General features: G+C 70.7%; 12 protein-coding genes and 1 tRNA gene. 9 read left to right on the top strand and 4 right to left on the bottom strand.

The features are described 5' to 3' along the window. Position 1 precedes the first annotated feature (1 nt). The 7 genes from selA (at position 2) to ACOZ90_RS03160 (ending at position 6676) form a co-directional block, all read left to right on the top strand. Entirely contained in the window at positions 2 to 1432 is a 1431-nt protein-coding gene (gene selA, locus ACOZ90_RS03190; protein WP_422892187.1) for an L-seryl-tRNA(Sec) selenium transferase, read from the top strand. Further along, positions 1429 to 3363 carry a selenocysteine-specific translation elongation factor gene (gene selB / locus ACOZ90_RS03185; RefSeq protein ID WP_422892186.1) on the top strand — a complete coding sequence of 645 codons (1935 nt, stop codon included), beginning with the start codon at positions 1429 to 1431 and terminating at the stop codon, positions 3361 to 3363. The genes selA and selB overlap by 4 nt, the downstream gene beginning before the upstream one ends. 12 nt (positions 3364 to 3375) lie before the next feature. Then, positions 3376 to 3471: transfer RNA gene (locus ACOZ90_RS03180), tRNA-Sec, on the top strand. A gap of 63 nt (positions 3472 to 3534) precedes the next feature. Further along, entirely contained in the window at positions 3535 to 4593 is a 1059-nt protein-coding gene (gene selD, locus ACOZ90_RS03175; protein ID WP_422892185.1) for a selenide, water dikinase SelD, read from the top strand. A 190-nt stretch (positions 4594 to 4783) separates the two neighbouring features. After that, entirely contained in the window at positions 4784 to 5185 is a 402-nt protein-coding gene (locus ACOZ90_RS03170) for a ketosteroid isomerase-related protein (RefSeq protein ID WP_422892184.1), read from the top strand. A gap of 1 nt (position 5186) precedes the next feature. Then, the gene (locus ACOZ90_RS03165; protein WP_422892183.1) at positions 5187 to 5798 is read left to right on the top strand and encodes a GNAT family N-acetyltransferase; all 612 of its coding nucleotides are present in this window, start codon (positions 5187 to 5189) and stop codon (positions 5796 to 5798) included. Beyond that, a complete protein-coding gene (locus ACOZ90_RS03160; RefSeq protein ID WP_422892182.1) occupies positions 5795 to 6676 on the top strand; it encodes a carbon-nitrogen hydrolase family protein in 882 nt (293 codons plus the stop codon). The genes ACOZ90_RS03165 and ACOZ90_RS03160 overlap by 4 nt, the downstream gene beginning before the upstream one ends. Positions 6677 to 6882: 206 nt before the next feature. Here the strand turns inward: ACOZ90_RS03160 and ACOZ90_RS03155 are convergent, their stop codons facing one another. After that, on the bottom strand, positions 6883 to 10314 hold the full coding sequence (locus tag ACOZ90_RS03155; RefSeq protein ID WP_422892181.1) for an amidohydrolase family protein: 3432 nt from the start codon (positions 10312 to 10314) through the stop codon (positions 6883 to 6885). Between the two features lie 153 nt (positions 10315 to 10467). Here ACOZ90_RS03155 and htpG point away from each other — a divergent pair, with 153 nt between their 5' ends. Beyond that, a complete protein-coding gene (gene htpG / locus ACOZ90_RS03150; RefSeq protein WP_422892180.1) occupies positions 10468 to 12360 on the top strand; it encodes a molecular chaperone HtpG in 1893 nt (630 codons plus the stop codon). Positions 12361 to 12511: 151 nt separating this feature from the next. Next, entirely contained in the window at positions 12512 to 12970 is a 459-nt protein-coding gene (locus ACOZ90_RS03145) for a PA2169 family four-helix-bundle protein (protein ID WP_422892179.1), read from the top strand. Between the two features lie 132 nt (positions 12971 to 13102). On the opposite strand, the gene ACOZ90_RS03140 is transcribed toward ACOZ90_RS03145, so the two are convergent. The 3 genes from ACOZ90_RS03140 to ACOZ90_RS03130 form a co-directional block, all read right to left on the bottom strand. Next, positions 13103 to 13300 (bottom strand): hypothetical protein, encoded by a 198-nt coding sequence (locus ACOZ90_RS03140; RefSeq protein ID WP_422892178.1) that lies wholly within the window; start codon positions 13298 to 13300, stop codon positions 13103 to 13105. Positions 13301 to 13438: 138 nt separating this feature from the next. Continuing rightward, positions 13439 to 14086, bottom strand: a complete 648-nt coding sequence (locus ACOZ90_RS03135) for a hypothetical protein (protein ID WP_422892177.1) — start codon at positions 14084 to 14086, stop codon at positions 13439 to 13441. Further along, positions 14079 to 15749, bottom strand: a complete 1671-nt coding sequence (locus ACOZ90_RS03130) for a hypothetical protein (protein WP_422892176.1) — start codon at positions 15747 to 15749, stop codon at positions 14079 to 14081. The genes ACOZ90_RS03135 and ACOZ90_RS03130 overlap by 8 nt, the downstream gene beginning before the upstream one ends.

The following is a 15749-nucleotide window of genomic DNA, read 5'->3' as shown; positions in this document are numbered from 1 at the left end:
CGTGGCGGCCGGTGCGGAGTCGGCCACCGGGGCGGCGGCCAGCGACATTCCCTCGCTTGACCGGCTGCTGCGCGATCCGGCATTTGCGCCGCTGCTGCAGGGCCACGGCCAGACCCGGGTGACCGCCGCCGCGCGGGCGCGGCTGGGCGCGCTGCGACAAGCCGCGCTTGAAGGCCGCCTGCAGCATGCCGCGCTGGCGCCGCAGGCGCTGGCCACAGACGTCGGCCGCGCGCTGGAGGAGGGTTCGCGCGCACGCCTGCGCAGCGTGTTCAACCTCACCGGCACCGTGCTGCACACCAACCTGGGCCGGGCCACGCTGCCCGAACAGGCGCTGGAGCCGGTGCTGCGCGCGCTGACCACGCCGGTGGCGCTGGAGTTCGACCTGGGCCGCGGCGCCCGCGGCGACCGCGACGACCTGGTCGAAGACCTGCTGTGCGAACTCACCGGCGCCGAGGCGGCGACGGTGGTCAACAACAACGCCGCCGCGGTGCTGCTGATGCTCAACGCGCTGGCCAACCGGCGCGAGGTGGTGGTCTCGCGCGGCGAGCTGGTGGAGATCGGCGGCGCGTTCCGGATCCCCGACATCATGACCCGGGCTGGCGCGAAGCTGGTGGAGGTGGGCACCACCAACCGCACACACCCGGCCGACTACGAGCAGGCCATCGGCCCGCGCACCGCCATGCTGATGAAGGTGCACTGCAGCAACTACGCCATCGAAGGCTTCACCCGCAGCGTGGACGTGGCCGCGGTGGCCGAAATCGGACGGCGGCACGGCGTGCCGGTGGGCGTGGATCTGGGCAGCGGCACCCTCATCGACCCGGCCCGCTGGGGCCTGCCGCACGAACCGACCGTGCGCGAAACCATCCAGGCCGGCGCGGATCTGGTGACCTTCAGCGGCGACAAGCTGCTGGGCGGGCCGCAGGCCGGGCTGATCGTCGGCCGCGCCGACCTGATCAACAAGATCCGCCGCAATCCGCTCAAGCGCGCGCTGCGCGTGGGCAAGCTCACCCTGGCCGCGCTGGAGCCGGTGCTGGCGCTGTACCGCTCGCCCGAACTGCTGCCCGAACGCCTTGCCGCGCTGCGCCTGATGCTGCGCCCGCAGGCCGCGATGCAGGCCCAGGCCGGGCGCCTGAAGGCGCCGCTGCAGCAGGCGCTGGGGCCGGACTGGCGCGTGGACGACTGCGCGATGAGCAGCCAGATCGGCAGCGGCGCGATGCCGGTGGAGGCGCTGCCCAGCTGGGGCCTGTGCCTGCGCTGGAGCGGCAAGGGCGGCAGCGGCCGCGCGCTGGAGCGGCTGGGCAAACGGCTGCGCGAACTTCCGCAGCCGGTGATCGGCCGCATCGGCGACGACGCGCTGTGGCTGGATCTGCGCTGCCTGGAGGAGGGGGACGAAGCCGCCTTCGCGGCCCAGCTGCAGGCGCCGCACGCGTGATCGTCGGCACCGCCGGCCACATCGACCACGGCAAGACCACCCTGGTGGGCGCGCTGACCGGGGTGGCGACCGACCGCCTGAAGGAAGAGCAGGCGCGCGGCATCTCGATCGAACTGGGCTACGCCTACGCGCCGCTGGCCGACGGCAGCGTGCTGGGCTATATCGACGTGCCCGGCCACGAGAAGCTGGTGCACACCATGGCCGCCGGCGCCTCGGGCATCGATTTCGGGCTGCTGGTGGTGGCCGCCGACGACGGCGTGATGCCGCAGACCCTCGAGCACCTGGCGATCCTGGGGCTGCTGGGCATCGCCGCGGGCGCGGTGGCGCTGACCAAGGCCGACCGCGCCGACGCCGCGCGCCTGGCCCGGGTGCGGGCCGACATCGATGCGCTGCTGCAGGGCGGGCCGCTGGACGGCGCGCCGGTGTTCGAAGTCAACGCCACCGCCCCCGGCGACCCGGGCGTGGCCGCGCTGCGCGGGCACCTGGAGACGGCCGCCCAGGCCTGGCAGGGGCGCAGCGACGACGGCCTGTTCCGGCTCGCGGTGGATCGGGTGTTCACCCTCACCGGCCACGGCACCGTGGTCACCGGCACCGTGCACGGCGGCCGGGTGGTGGCCGGCGACGACGCCGCCCGGCTGGTGCTGGCCCCGGCCGGCAGGCCGCTGCGGGTGCGCAACATCCACGCCCAGGACAGGCCCAGCCCGGACGGCCGCGCCGGCCAGCGCTGCGCACTGAACCTGGCCGGCATCGACCGCGAGGCCATCGCCCGCGGCGACTGGATCGCCGACGCCCGCGCGTTCCTGCCCACCCGCAACATCGACGTCGAACTGCAGCTGCTGGAAGGGGCCGGCACCGCGGTCGGCAACTGGAGCCCGCTGCACGTTCACCTGGGCACCTCGCGCCGGCTCGCCCACGCGGTGCCGCTGGGCGAGGCGGGCGTTGCCCCGGGAACCACCGAACGGGTGCAGCTGGTGTTCGCCGAGCCGCTGTGCGCCGCGCCCGGCGACCGCTTCATCGTGCGCGACGCCAACGCCACCCACACCATCGGCGGCGGTCGGGTGCTGGATCCCAACGCGCCCACGCGCAGGCGGCGCTCGCCGCAGCGCATGGCGTGGCTGGACGGCCTGGCCGCGATGCTCGACGGACAGGGGCTGCAGGCCCTGCTGGAGCACGCCGAATACGGCGTCGACGAGGCCACCCTGGTGCGCCTGGCCGGCATGCCGCCCGAGCGGCTGCAGCTGCCCGAAGGCACGCGCTGGCTGGCGCCGCGCAACGGCCCGCAGGTGGCGATCACCGCGCCGCGCATGGCCGCCCTGCGCGCGCGCGTCGAGCAGGCGCTGGCCGACTTCCACCGCGACAGCCCCGACGAGCCCGGCCCGGAAGCCGCGCGCCTGCGCCGGATCGCCCTGCCCACCGCGCCGGCAGGACTGTGGCAGGTGCTGCTGGATGAACTGGTGGCCGACGGCAGCGTGCGCCGCAACGGGGTCTGGCTGCACCTGCCCGGCCACAGCATCACCCTGGACGAGGCCGACGCCGCGCTGGCCCGGCGCCTGCTGGCGCGCATGGCCGAAGGCGGTTTCGAGCCCTCCTGGGTGCGCGACCTGGCCAAGGCGGAGGCGGTGCCCGAGGAGCGCGTGCGCCGCCTGCTGCGCACCCTGGCCCTGCAGGGCGATGCCTTCCAGGTGGTGCGCGACCTGTTCTTCCATCGCGAGGGCATGCGCGCGCTGGCCGAACTGGTCGCCTCGCTGGCCGCGCGCGACGGCGAGGTCACCGCCGCCACCTTCCGTGACGCCACCGGCCTGGGCCGCAAGCGCGCGATCCAGATCCTCGAGTTCCTCGACCGCACCGGCCTCACCCGCCGGGTGCGCGATACCCACCTGCTGCGCGAGGACAGCGCCTGGCTGCAGGCCCTGCGGGCGCAGCCGGGGTAAAGTAGCCGCATTGGAAGGCAAGCGCGCCCGGTGGCGCGGCCGGGCTTCAAACCCGGTTGGGGGCGTCAGCCGCTCCCAGGCAGGTTCGACTCCTGTTGCCTTCCGCCACCCCCCGGCCACGCGCCTGCCATCCGCATGACGCACCCCCGCGCGGCGGGCGATACTGGGCCCATGACTGATTCCCCCGATACCGCCAGGCCCCGCCTGACTTCGCTCTCCCACGGCGGCGGCTGCGGCTGCAAGATCGCGCCCGGCGTGCTGGCCGGCCTGCTCAAGCGCGCCGCCCCGACCCAGGCCTGGCCCGGCCTGATGATCGGCAACGACACCGCCGATGATGCCGCGGTATACCGGCTCAACGACGAGCAGGCGCTGATCGCCACCACCGACTTCTTCATGCCGATCGTCGACGACCCCTACGACTTCGGCCGCATCGCCGCCACCAACGCGCTGTCGGACGTGTACGCCATGGGCGGCAATCCGATCATGGCGCTGGCCATCGTGGGCATGCCGATCAATGCGCTGCCGCACGAGGACATCGCCGCGATCCTGCGCGGCGGCGAAGACGTTTGCGCCGATGCCGGGATCCCGGTGGCCGGCGGCCACAGCATCGACTCGGTTGAACCCATCTATGGCCTGGCCGCGATGGGCATCGCCCACCCCGACCGCATCCGCCGCAACACCGACGCCCGCCCCGGCGACCTGCTGGTGCTGGGCAAGCCGCTGGGCGTGGGCGTGATGTCGGCCGCGTTCAAGCGCGGCGTGCTGGACGACGCCGGCTACAGGACGATGATCGAGGCCACCACCCGGCTCAACCGCCCGGGCGTGGCGCTGGCCGCGCTGCCCGACGTGCATGCGATGACCGACGTCACCGGCTTCGGCCTGCTGGGCCACGCGCTGGAACTGGCACGCGGCGCCGGGCTCACGGTGCGCCTGCGCTTCGAGGACCTGCCGTGGCTGCCGGGCGTGCGCGAGCTGGCCGCTGACGGCGTGGTCACCGGCGCCTCCGGGCGCAACTGGGCGTCGTATGGCGATGGAGTGGAGCTCGGCGCCGGCATCGACCAGACCGCCCGCGACCTGCTCACCGATCCGCAGACCTCCGGCGGCCTGCTGGTCTCCTGCGCCCCGCAGGCGCTGGGCGAGGTGCTGGAGACCTTCCAGAAGCACGGCTTCGCGGACGCCTCCATCATCGGCGAAACCCGCGCCGGCGAAGCGCGCGTGGAAGTCTCGTAGGCCGGGCCTACGCCCCCGACGCCCGACGTACCATCCCGACCCCCGCGTTCGCCGCGGGCCGGACATCCCTCGCGTCGGCCGCGTAGGGCCGACCTACGGGGACACCACGCGGCGTTGCCGTCGAACCCGACGGGCCACGCGGCGCTCGATATCCAGGTCTCGGATACTGGAGGGGGGTATACTTCGCCGCATGGAAACCATCGCACTCATCAACGCCTATTACGACGCCTTCAACCGGGCCGACTGGGAGGGCATGCTTGCCCTGCTGACCGACGACGTCGCCCACGACCTCAACCAGGGCCCGCGAGAGACCGGGCGCGACGCCTTCCGCACCTTCCTGGCGCGCATGGATGCGAACTATTCGGAGCAGCTGCGCGACGTCGCCGTCATGGCCTCTCCGGACGGCACCCGCGCGGCCGCCGAATACGTGGTACACGGCACCTACAAGGCCAGCGACGCCGGCCTGCCTGAGGCCCGCGGCCAGCAGTACGTGCTGCCCGGCGGGGCATTCTTCGAGGTCCGTGACGGCCGCATCGCCCGGGTCACCAATTACTACAACCTCGAGGACTGGATTGCCCAGGTCTCGCGCTGACGTGGCCGCAACGCCGCTGCGCACGCAGGTCCTGACCGGCAGGGACATCGCGCCACGGCTCGAGGAGGTCGCGCGCCTGCGCATTGCCGTGTTCCGCGAGTTTCCGTACCTCTACGACGGCGACTTCGACTACGAGGCCAGATACCTGCAGGCCTATGTCGACACCCCCGACAGCATCTGCGTGCTGGCGCTGGACGGCGACCGCGTGGTGGGCGCATCCACCGGGCTGCCCTTGGCCGACGAAGATGAAGGCTTCCACCGGCCGTTCATCGCGCGCGGGATCCCGGTCGACCAGGTGTTCTACTGCGCCGAATCCGTGCTGCTGGCCGGGTACCGCGGCCGCGGCCTGGGCCACCGATTCTTCGACGCGCGCGAAGCGCATGCGCGGGCGCTGGGCCGGTTCCGCTGGTCCGCCTTCGCCGCCGTCGACCGCGCCCCTGACGACCCGCGCCGCCCGACAGGCGCGCGCGACAACGACGCCTTCTGGATCGGCCGCGGCTACGAGCGCCAACCCGGCATGACCATGCGCCTGGCCTGGAAGGAACACGGCGAAACGGAGGAGTCCGAAAAGACCCTCACCTACTGGCTGCGACCGCTGGAGCCCGACGCATGAAGATTGCCGCCGCGAAATACGTCATCGGCGCACCGGGGGACTTCGAGGCCTTCGCCAACAGGCAGCGCGCGCTGCTGTCCGAAGCCGCTAGGGCCGGCGCCCAGCTCGCCGTGCTGCCCGAATACCTGTCGCTGGAGCTCGCCGCCGGCCAGCCGCCGGAGCAGCGCCTGGACCTGGCCGCCTCGATGGCCGCGCTGCAGCCGCTGGAGCCGGCCTGGCACGCGCTGTACGGCGACCTGGCGCGCGAGCTGGGCCTGTCGATCCAGGCCGGCACCTTCCTCACCGCCACCGGCGAAGGCCGCTTCCGCAACCGCGCCTGGTGGTACGCGCCCGATGGCCGCCGGGTGTACCAGGACAAGCTGCAGCTGACCGGGTTCGAGAAGCAGCTGGGCATCATCGAGGGCGGCGACGCGCTCAAGGTATTCGAAGCCGCGCCCGGCGTGCGCGCCGGCATCGCGGTCTGCTACGACGCCGAATTCCCCCTCCCCGTGCGCGCCCAGTACGAAGCCGGCGCGCGACTTCTGCTGGTCCCCAGCTGCACCGACACCCCCGCCGGCGCGACCCGCGTGGAGGTCGGCTGCCTGGCACGCGCGCTGGAGAACCGCTTCTTCGTGGCCAAGGCCGTCACCGCCGGCGAAGCCCCCTGGAGTCCCGCCCTCGACGAAAACACCGGCGAAGCCGCCATCTACGCCCCCATGGACCACGGCATGCCCGCGGACGGCATCATCGCCAGCACCCGCGGATCCAACAGCGAGTGGGCGATCGCCGACATCGACATTCCCGCGCTCGAAGGAACGCGCGAAGGCGCCCAGGTTGCCAATGACCTCGATTGGTCGGGACAGTCCCTTCCCGCAATCACCCGGGCCGTAGTGGAATAGCGAAGAAGGCCCTTTCCCATCAGGGAAGAGCACCCCTGATATGACGCGGGGGCGTCGGGCGGGGGACATGGAGCAAAAAGGCCTCCCGGCCGCGGCGGGGCCCATCAGGTCACCGCGAACTCAAGCGAAGCACCGTCGCCCCCTCAACGACGAGCACAAAAAAGCCCCGCCGCACTAAAGTACGGCGGGGCTGTTGGCCCGATCGATCAATGCACCCCGTGGCACATGGAGGTAGGCCCGAAGGTCTCACCAAACGTCTGCCCGTGCCCGTGATGCTGCCAGTAGAACGTCGGCGCCGGCACCGCCTGGTTGCCGATCTCCGCCATGTCCGCCGCCACATCGAACAGCCGCCCGTCCACCATCACATAGCGCGTGTCCGCAGTGTGCCGGATGTTCTCCAGCGGATTGCCGTCCAGCACCACCAGATCCGCCCGCTTGCCCACTTCCAGCGACCCCAGCTGCGACCCGAACCCGATGTAGTCGGCCCCATCGATCGTCGCCGCCCGCAGCGCCTCGAAATTGCTGAAGCCACCCTGGGTCAGCATCCAGATCTCCCAGTGCGTGGCCAGGCCCTGGAGCTGGCCGTGGCCGCCCACCTGCACCTTCACCCCCTGGTCGCGCACCGTCTTCAGCGCCTCGGCGATCCGGATATGGTTGTAGTCCCAGTCCGGCGCGATCTCGCGGCGGATCGAGCGCGCGTCCAGCGTCTCGCGCGGGAAGAAGCGGTTGAGCTTGGCGTCCTCCCACACGTTGTCGCGCGCGTACCACCAGTACTCGCCCGACAGCCCGCCGTAGCTCACCACCAGCGTGGGCGTGTTGCGCACGTCGGTTTCCTTCCACAGGTTCACCACGTCGCCGTAGAGCGGGGCGACCGGCAGGTTGTGCTCGATGCCGGTGGCGCCGTCCAGGATCATGGTCATGTTGTGGTGGAAGGTGGAACCGCCTTCCTCCACCACCAGCATGCCCAGCTCGCGCGCGGCCTGGTTGACCTGCTGGCGCTGGTCGCGGCGCGGCTGGTTGTAGCTCTTCACCGAGAACGCCCCGTTGGCCTGCATCCGGCGCAGGTGGCTGTGGGCGTCGTCGAGCGAGTCGATCTCGGCCTTGAAGCCGCCATCGGCGCCGTAAAGGATGGTGCCGGTGGAGAACATGCGCGGGCCCACCATGCGCCCGGCCTGCAGCAGTTCGGACTGCGAGAACACGAACTCCGTCGTCGCCGACGGATCGTGCAGGGTGGTGATGCCGAAGGCGAGGTTGGCGTAGTACGCCCAGTTCTGCTGCGGGACCACCCCGGAGCCAAAGTTGGAGGCATGCGCGTGCACGTCGATCATGCCCGGCACGATGGTCTTGCCGCTGGCATCGATCACGTTCGCGCCGGCCGGCACCTGCACCTCGCCGGCCGCGCCCACCGCCGCGATGGTATTGCCGTTGAGCACGATGGTGCCGTTCTCGATCACTTCCTGGCCGTTCTCCGCATCGCGCATGGTCACGATGCGCGCGTTGGTGAACGCCACCACCTCATCCGGCGCATACACCGGCGCCTCGAGCCCGACCGGGATGCCGCCGCCCGGCGCGGGCTCGGCGATCTCGGCCGGCGCGCCCGGCAGGAACGCAAAGGTCTGGTCCAGCCGGCGCGAGTGGTAGCGGTCGCCCACCAGCCAGTGCACCGAGTTGGAATCGGCCGCCCAGTGCAGGTAGCTGCCCACGTCGGCGCTGACCTGGCGCACCGGCAGCGCGCGCGTCTCGCGGTCCAGGGTGATGGTGCGCCCGGCCTCGGGCATCGGCGCCACGTAGGCGTGGAACAGCTCGGTGAACGCGACCCACTTGCCGTCCGGGCTGATCTGCACCGAGTCCACGTACTTGAGGTCGAACACCTCGCGCGGGTCCTCGCCATTGAGGCCCACCGACATCAGCTTCTTCTCCATGCCGCCGCCGGCCAGGTACAGCACCCGGGTGCCGTCGTGGTTGAACTGCGGCGACTGGCCGGACTCGGCCACCCGCACCGGCTCGCCGCCGGAAGCCGGAATGACGTAGATGCCCCGCTCATTCGACCACAGACTGCCGGTCAGGCCGCTGCCGCCGCTGCGGCTGTACACCACGTGGCGCCCGTCCGGGGAGAAGCGCGGGTGGTAGTAGAAGCCCGGCTCCTCGGTGATCTTGCGGCCCACGCTGGAGCCACCGGCGCCGCGCACATGGATGGCGCCCATGCCCTCGTCCGTCCAGCTGGTGTAGACCATCTGCCGGCCGTCGGCGCTGAAGCCCGGCTGGTACTCGTACACCCCGCGGCTGCTGGTCAGCCGCTGCGGGGTGCCACTGGGCAGCGCCTTGCGCCACAGCTGGCCCAGCGCATGGAACACCAGCGTGCCGCCGTCGGCCGAGGTGGCCACGTCGCGGATCATCTTCGGGTTGAACGTGCCCTCCGGCAGCTGCTGGGCGAAATGCAGCGCCTCGGAGACCACCTGCTCGACCTGGGCGGTGAAGGGCACCTTCGCCGCCTCGCCGCTGCCCATGTCCACCCGCCACAGCCCGCCCTGGGCCCACAGCACCACCGCGCTGGAATCGGGCATCCAGTTGAAGCCGGTGTACGGCCCGAAGATCGCCCAGGCCTCCTGCTGGTCGTGGCTCAGCCCGTCCCACACGGGCCGGATCTCGCCGCTGGCCAGGTCCATGTGGTGCAGCACGCTCTTGTCGCGCACGCGCTTGACGAAGGCCAGCGAGCGGCCGTCGGGCGACACCTGCGGACGCACCGCGCCGCCGGGGCTGCGCACCACGTCCTCGATCTTGCCCGTGTGGCGGTCGAAGCGCTTGATGGAATAGATCACGCCGTGCGGGTCGCGGTTGTAATCGAACGCCCCGCCCGGGCTCACGTCCTGCGAGTAGTACACGTAGCGGCCGTCCGGCGACACGCTCGGCTCGCCGATGTCCTGCTGCTCGTTGGGCTTTTCCACCAGCTGGATGCCGGCGCTGGTGCCGCCGGCGTGGTAGAGCCACAGCTCACCCGCGCCCAGCGAACGGCGCGAGGTGAAGTGCTTGCGGGCCACGATGTACTCGCCGTCCGGCGTCCAGGTGGGGTTGTTGAGCAGGCGGAAGCTCTCATCGGTCACCTGGCGCGCGTCGCTGCCGTCGGCGGCGATGGTCCAGATGTTGTTGCCGCCGCTGCGGTCGGAGGTGAAGGCGATGCGGCGGCCGTCGGGCGACCAGCGCGGCTGGATGTCCCAGGCGCGGCCGCTGGAGATGCGGGTGGCGGCGCCACCGCTGACCGGCATCCGGTACAGGTCGCCCAGCAGCGAGAACACGATCGTGCGGCCGTCGGGCGACACGTCCACGTCCATCCAGGTGCCTTCGCTGGTCTCGAAGCGCACGGTCTTGGCCTGGCCCTGGGTGGACTCCACGCTCCACGTGCCGTTGTCCTCGGCGGCGTCCGGGTCGGCGCGCAGGCCGCGGGCCGATTCCAGCGGCGCGTCGGCCTCGTCCACCCCGGCCGCATCCAGCGCGTCCTGCTCCAGCTGGACGTTGTCGCCCTCCTGCTCCCGGGGCTCCTGCTGCTCCACCGGCGTGGGCGGGGGCGGCGGATCCTGGGCCAGGACGGGGAAGGGGGCGAGCGCGCAGGCAAGCGCGAGGGCAAGGACGTTGCGGGTCATGCGGGCATCCAGAATGGTGATCCCGCCAACATACCGGCCCGGCCGGCGCCGGGCACAGGACAAAAGTACCGGCCGCGCGTGGCGCGCCTACTTGAAAGAGTGACCGCGGGCCGCATATCGCAGGGTTGGAGCAACCACCCTGGCCAGCATTCCATGACCACGACCACCGAAACCCGCAAATTCGAAGCCGAAGTCTCCCAGGTCCTGCACCTGGTCACCCATTCCCTCTACTCGCACAAGGAAATCTTCCTGCGCGAGCTGGTCTCCAACGCCTCCGACGCCTGCGACAAGCTGCGCTTCGAGGCCATCGCCAACCCGGAGCTGCTGGCCGGCGAGGGCGAGCTGCGGATCGACATCGACTGGGACAAGGACGCGCGCACCATCACCGTGCGCGACAACGGCATCGGCATGGGCCGCGACGAGGTCGTGGCCAACATCGGCAGCATCGCCAGCTCCGGCACCCGCCGCTTCCTGGAGGCGATGAGCGGCGAGCAGAAGGCCGACGCGCGCCTGATCGGCCAGTTCGGCGTTGGCTTCTACTCCGCCTTCGTCGTTGCCGACCGCGTCACCGTGCTGACCCGCCGCGCCGGTGCCGCCCCGGAGGACGGCGTGAAGTGGGAGAGCGACGGCCGCGGCGAATACAGCCTGGAAGACATCGCCCTGCCCGAGCGCGGCACCACCGTGGTGCTGCACCTGAAGGAAGGCGAGGACGAGTTCCTGGAAGACTGGAAGCTGCGCTCGCTGGTGCGCAAGTACTCCGACCACGTCGCCTTCCCGATCCGCATGCCCAAGGCGGCCACGACAGGCGAGGACGACGGAGACAAGCAGGACACCGCCCCGGAATGGGAGACCGTCAACGACGCCTCGGCGCTGTGGACCAAGCCCAAGAACGAGATCAGCGACGAGGACTACCAGGCCTTCTACAAGTCGCTTGGCCACGACTTCAACGACGCCGCCGCCTGGAGCCACAACCGGGTGGAGGGCAACCAGAGCTTCACCACCCTGCTCTACATCCCCTCGCAGCCGCCGTTCGACCTGATGATGGGCGGGCGCGACGAGCGCAAGGGGCTGAAGCTGTACATCAAGCGCGTCTTCATCATGGACGCGGCCGAGGAGCTGCTGCCCAACTACCTGCGCTTCGTGCGCGGCGTGGTGGATTCCGATGACCTCCCGCTCAACGTCAGCCGCGAGATCCTGCAGCACAACCGCCAGCTGGAGCGCATCAAGGGCGCCTGCGTGAAGCGGGTGCTGGACATGATCGAGAAGCTCTCGCGCGACGAGCCGGAGAAGTTCGCCGCCTTCCTCAAGGCCTTCGGCAACACGCTGAAGGAAGGCATCGTGGAGGATGCCGGCAACCGCGAACGGATCGCCAGGCTGCTGCGGTTCGCCTCGACCAAGGGCGAGGGCGAGGCGCAGACCATCTCGCTGGACGACTACATCGGCCGCATGGCCGGCGACCAGGACGCGATCTGGTACATAACCGCCGACGGCTACCGCGCCGCCGCCGGCAGCCCGCAGCTGGAAGCGTTCAAGGCCCGCGACATCGAAGTGCTGCTGATGTTCGACCGCATCGACGAGTGGATGCTCGGCCATCTCAGCGAGTACGCCGGCAAACCGCTCAAGAGCGTGGCCAAGGGCGAGCTGCCGCTGGACGAGACCCAGAAGAAGCAGCAGGAAGAAGCCGCACAGGCCGCCGCGCCGCTGGTGGAAAAGGTGAAGAAGCTGCTCGGCGATCGCGTGGAAGACGTGCGCGTGTCCGCGCGCCTGACCGATTCGCCGTCGTGCCTGACGCTGTCGGAGTGGGAAATGGCCCCGCACCTGGCGCGCCTGCTGCGCGAGGCCGGACAGGACGTGCCCGACAGCAAGCCGACCCTGGAGATCAACCCACGGCACGCGCTGCTGGCGAGGATCGACGGCGAGGCCGACGAGGCCGTCGCCACCGACCTGGCCACGCTGCTGCTGGAGCAGGCCGAGATCGCCGCAGGCGCGCCGCTGCCGGACCCGGCCGCGTTCGTGCAGAGGATGAACCGGCTGCTGGTGGGCTGAAGCGGCCGGCGTTGAGGGCGGGGCCGCTTGACCGCGGCTCCACAAACCCCAACGCCGGATGCCCTGCAGCGCATCCGCGGGTGCGCGCTGTACGCGGATTTCATCGGCGCAGGTGCACGGTGGTCGCCACTTCCCCCAAAGAGGCAACACCATGGACAACAACACCGACCGGATCGAACATTCGCTCAACGACCTGATTGAAGTGGCCCGCGACGGCAGCGAGTTCTATACCGAGGCCGCCTCCAAGGTGGACAACCCCGAGCTGTCCACCCTGTTCACGCAGATGGCCGGCCACAAGCGCGAGATCGTCACCGGCCTGACGGCCGACGTGTCCGCGATCGGCGGCGAGCCGGCCGACAAGGGCACCATGGCCGGTTCGATGCGCCAGGCCTATGCCAACGTGCGCGCCGCCCTGGGCGACAAGGACTACGCCTACGTGGCCGAGCTTGAAGAGGTTGAGGACAAGCTGCTTGAGGCGTTCAGGGACACCATCGAGGACAACGACACGCCTCCGGCCGCCAAGGCCGCGGCCCAGCGGCACCTGCCGCGCGTGACCGAATGCCACGACATCATGCGCAACCGGAAAATGGCGCTGAAGGACGCCCGGTGATCAAGCTCCAGCTGCGGTAAACGAAAAGCCCCGGCCTCGCGCCGGGGCTTTGCTTTGATGCGCAGGGCGTGGAAAGGCCCGGAAACAAGAGCGGCCCCGTTTCCGGGGCCGCGTGGGGGAGGTCAGAGCCCGTCAGCGCTGCTGATCCTGCTGGCGATCCTCGCCCTGCTGCCGGCCCTGCTGGTTGCGTTCCTGCTGCTGGCCCTGGCCAGGCTGCTGCTGTTGGCCCTGGCGCTGCCCCTGCTCCTGCTGGCCCTGCCGCTGGCCGCGTTCCTGGTCCTGCTCCTGGTCGCGGTTCTGGTTCTGGTTGGTGTTTTGCTGGTTGGTCATCTCACTGCTCCGCCTTGGGGTCCGGCTGGTGCCGGAAGACCAGTAAGCGCCTTCCAACGTGCGCAAGGGGTGAGGCCGGAAGTCCTGAATACGGCTTGTTTTCCGCTGGTTTCTGAACGGTACAGCCCCGGCCGCGCGCTACAGGCCGCCGGCCGGTTCCGCCGCCACCCGTACCGGCCCGTCGCCTTCACGGGCGGCGCGCACCTGGTACAGGCCCGCCCCCTCCACGTCCGTCATGAAGAACTCCACCTCGCGCACGCCGGCCTCATCGCGGCTGAAGCGCGGCGGATGGAAGGCGTAGCCGCCGGCCTCGCGGGCCCGGCGGTGGGCAAGGCTGGAGATCTCCTGCTCGCGGCGGACCACGTAGCCCGGCGGCACGTCGGTGCCGAAGGCGGCCACCGCCTCGGCCCAGACATCGGCCGAAGCGTCCGCATCACAGGCACCCAGCACCTGCTCCAGCGCGCCCGCGGTTCCGGGCGCCACCACCTCGCCGTGCACCACCGCCCAGGTCCGGTTGATGCTGGGCAGGGCGCTGGGCGAACGCACGCCCAGCAGGCGGCAGGTGTCACCGCCGGTGCCGGCCAGCGGCTCGGCCACCGTGTCGGCGGGGTTCCAGCCGTACATGTCGGCCGCCGCGGCGGCGACCTGCCGGTCCACTTGTTCGTGCAACTGCTGCTCGCTCACGCTGTCGGTCACTCCGCTGGAATCGCCCGGATGCTGCGCACAGCCGGCGGCGGGAACCGCGAACAGCAGGCAGCAGGCGATGGCCGGGGCAAGCTTACCCATTCGTCACGTTGTTGGTGCCCGGGGGCCCGATGGTAACCCCGGCCGGCCGGGTCAGCTCCGGCGGCAGCGGCTCGCCGGCGTCCTCGGCGTCCTTCTTGGCATCCACCAGCGCATTCACCTCGTCCACGGCGTTGTCCGGGGTGATGTCGTCGCGGCCCAGGATGGTGTTCAGGTACCCGGCGATGTCTTCCGCGTCGCTGCCGCCGGCGGCCAGCAGGTCCGCAAGGTGCGAGTAGCCCGGGCCGGGATTGACGAACACCGCCACCCGGTCGATCACGTCGGCCACGCTGGGCTCACCGCCGTGCTGGGCCTTCACGCCCACGTGGTAGGCGCGGTATTCCTCGTGGAAGCCGTAGGAGGAATTGAGCGACAGGCTGCGGTCCCAGTTCTGCATGTGGTTGACCTCATGCACGAAGGTGTGGCCGATCACCCGCAGCTCGCCGGAATGGGCGGACGCGGCCGAGGTGTCCACCGGGTTGTTGTCAGCGCCGATGTAACGGGGATTGATCCGGAACAGGTCCTCGGGGCTGAAGGGCACCGAGCCATAGGCCGCGTTCTCGCTGAAGTCGAAGCGGTACGGCGCCGACTCGCCCAGGAACAGGTCCAGGGTATTGGAGATGATCTCCTGGTCGCCCGCATCATGCTGGGCAAGGAAGGCCACGGTCTTGAAGGCGCGCTGGGTGTCGCCCAAGTCGAAGTCGCGGATCCACTGCTTGCCCAGCATCGCCTCCAGGTTCTCGACCACGCGCGTATCCGGGTAGTTGCTTACCTGGCTGAGCAAGGCGGTGCGCTCGGCGGCGCTGAAGTCCGTGTCGTCCTGGAAGTCCGCGCTTTCAAGCAGGGACATGATGGCCGCCGGCAGGTCCGTATCGCCCGGCTTGCGTGCCGCCAGCGCGTCGTTAACCAGGCGCTGGTCGCTCGCGGACAGGGCCTGGAACTCCGGCGACTGCTGCACGGCGACCTCGGTAAGCGCCGCGGTCTGCTGCGCCGGGGTCATTGCCTGGAATGAGGGATCGTGGATCAGGGTCTGCAGGTCCTGGACCGCCGCTGGATCGCCGGAGCCGGCCACCGCCTGCGCCACCAGCGCACGGTCGCCTTCCGGCAGCGCCGCGAACTCCGGCGATTCATGCAGCGCGGCCGCCGCGACGACTCCATCCGGCCCCAGGCTGCCCACCGCCGCGGCGATGTCGTTGGCGCCACCAAGCTGCAGCAGGGCGATCGTGTCCTTGAGCTCCTGCGGCGCGCCCGGATCGTCCAGCACCGCTTGCACGTCGGCCTGGCTCACCTCGCCATCGCGGCCGCTGCCGGAGAACGGGTTCCACCATGCCGACTGGTCCTGCGCGGCGGTATCCAGCACGTGCCCATAGTGTTCGCCGGCGCTGATCTCGGCGGCCGCCGCCAGGAGGTCATCACGACTGATGCGTCCGTCGACGTCGCCCTTGCCGGCCGCCACGTCCAGGTAGTTGCGTGCCACTTCGCTGCCAAGCAGGAAGCGCGCCGCCTCGCGGAGCTCCTGCGGCATGGCCGGGTCGTTGCTTTCGGCAATCGCCTCCAGGTCGGAGCGGCTGATCAGGGACGCATCGCTGAGCAGCGACGTATCGGCCGTGGCGGCGCGGTCATAGTGTTGGATCAGGGTGCTGGTGGCGGTTTCCAGGGTGGTCAT

This window comes from Luteimonas dalianensis (genome assembly GCF_049339425.1).
Taxonomy (GTDB): Bacteria; Pseudomonadota; Gammaproteobacteria; order Xanthomonadales; family Xanthomonadaceae; genus Luteimonas; species Luteimonas dalianensis.
This window is presented reverse-complemented; position numbering and strand designations above follow the sequence as displayed.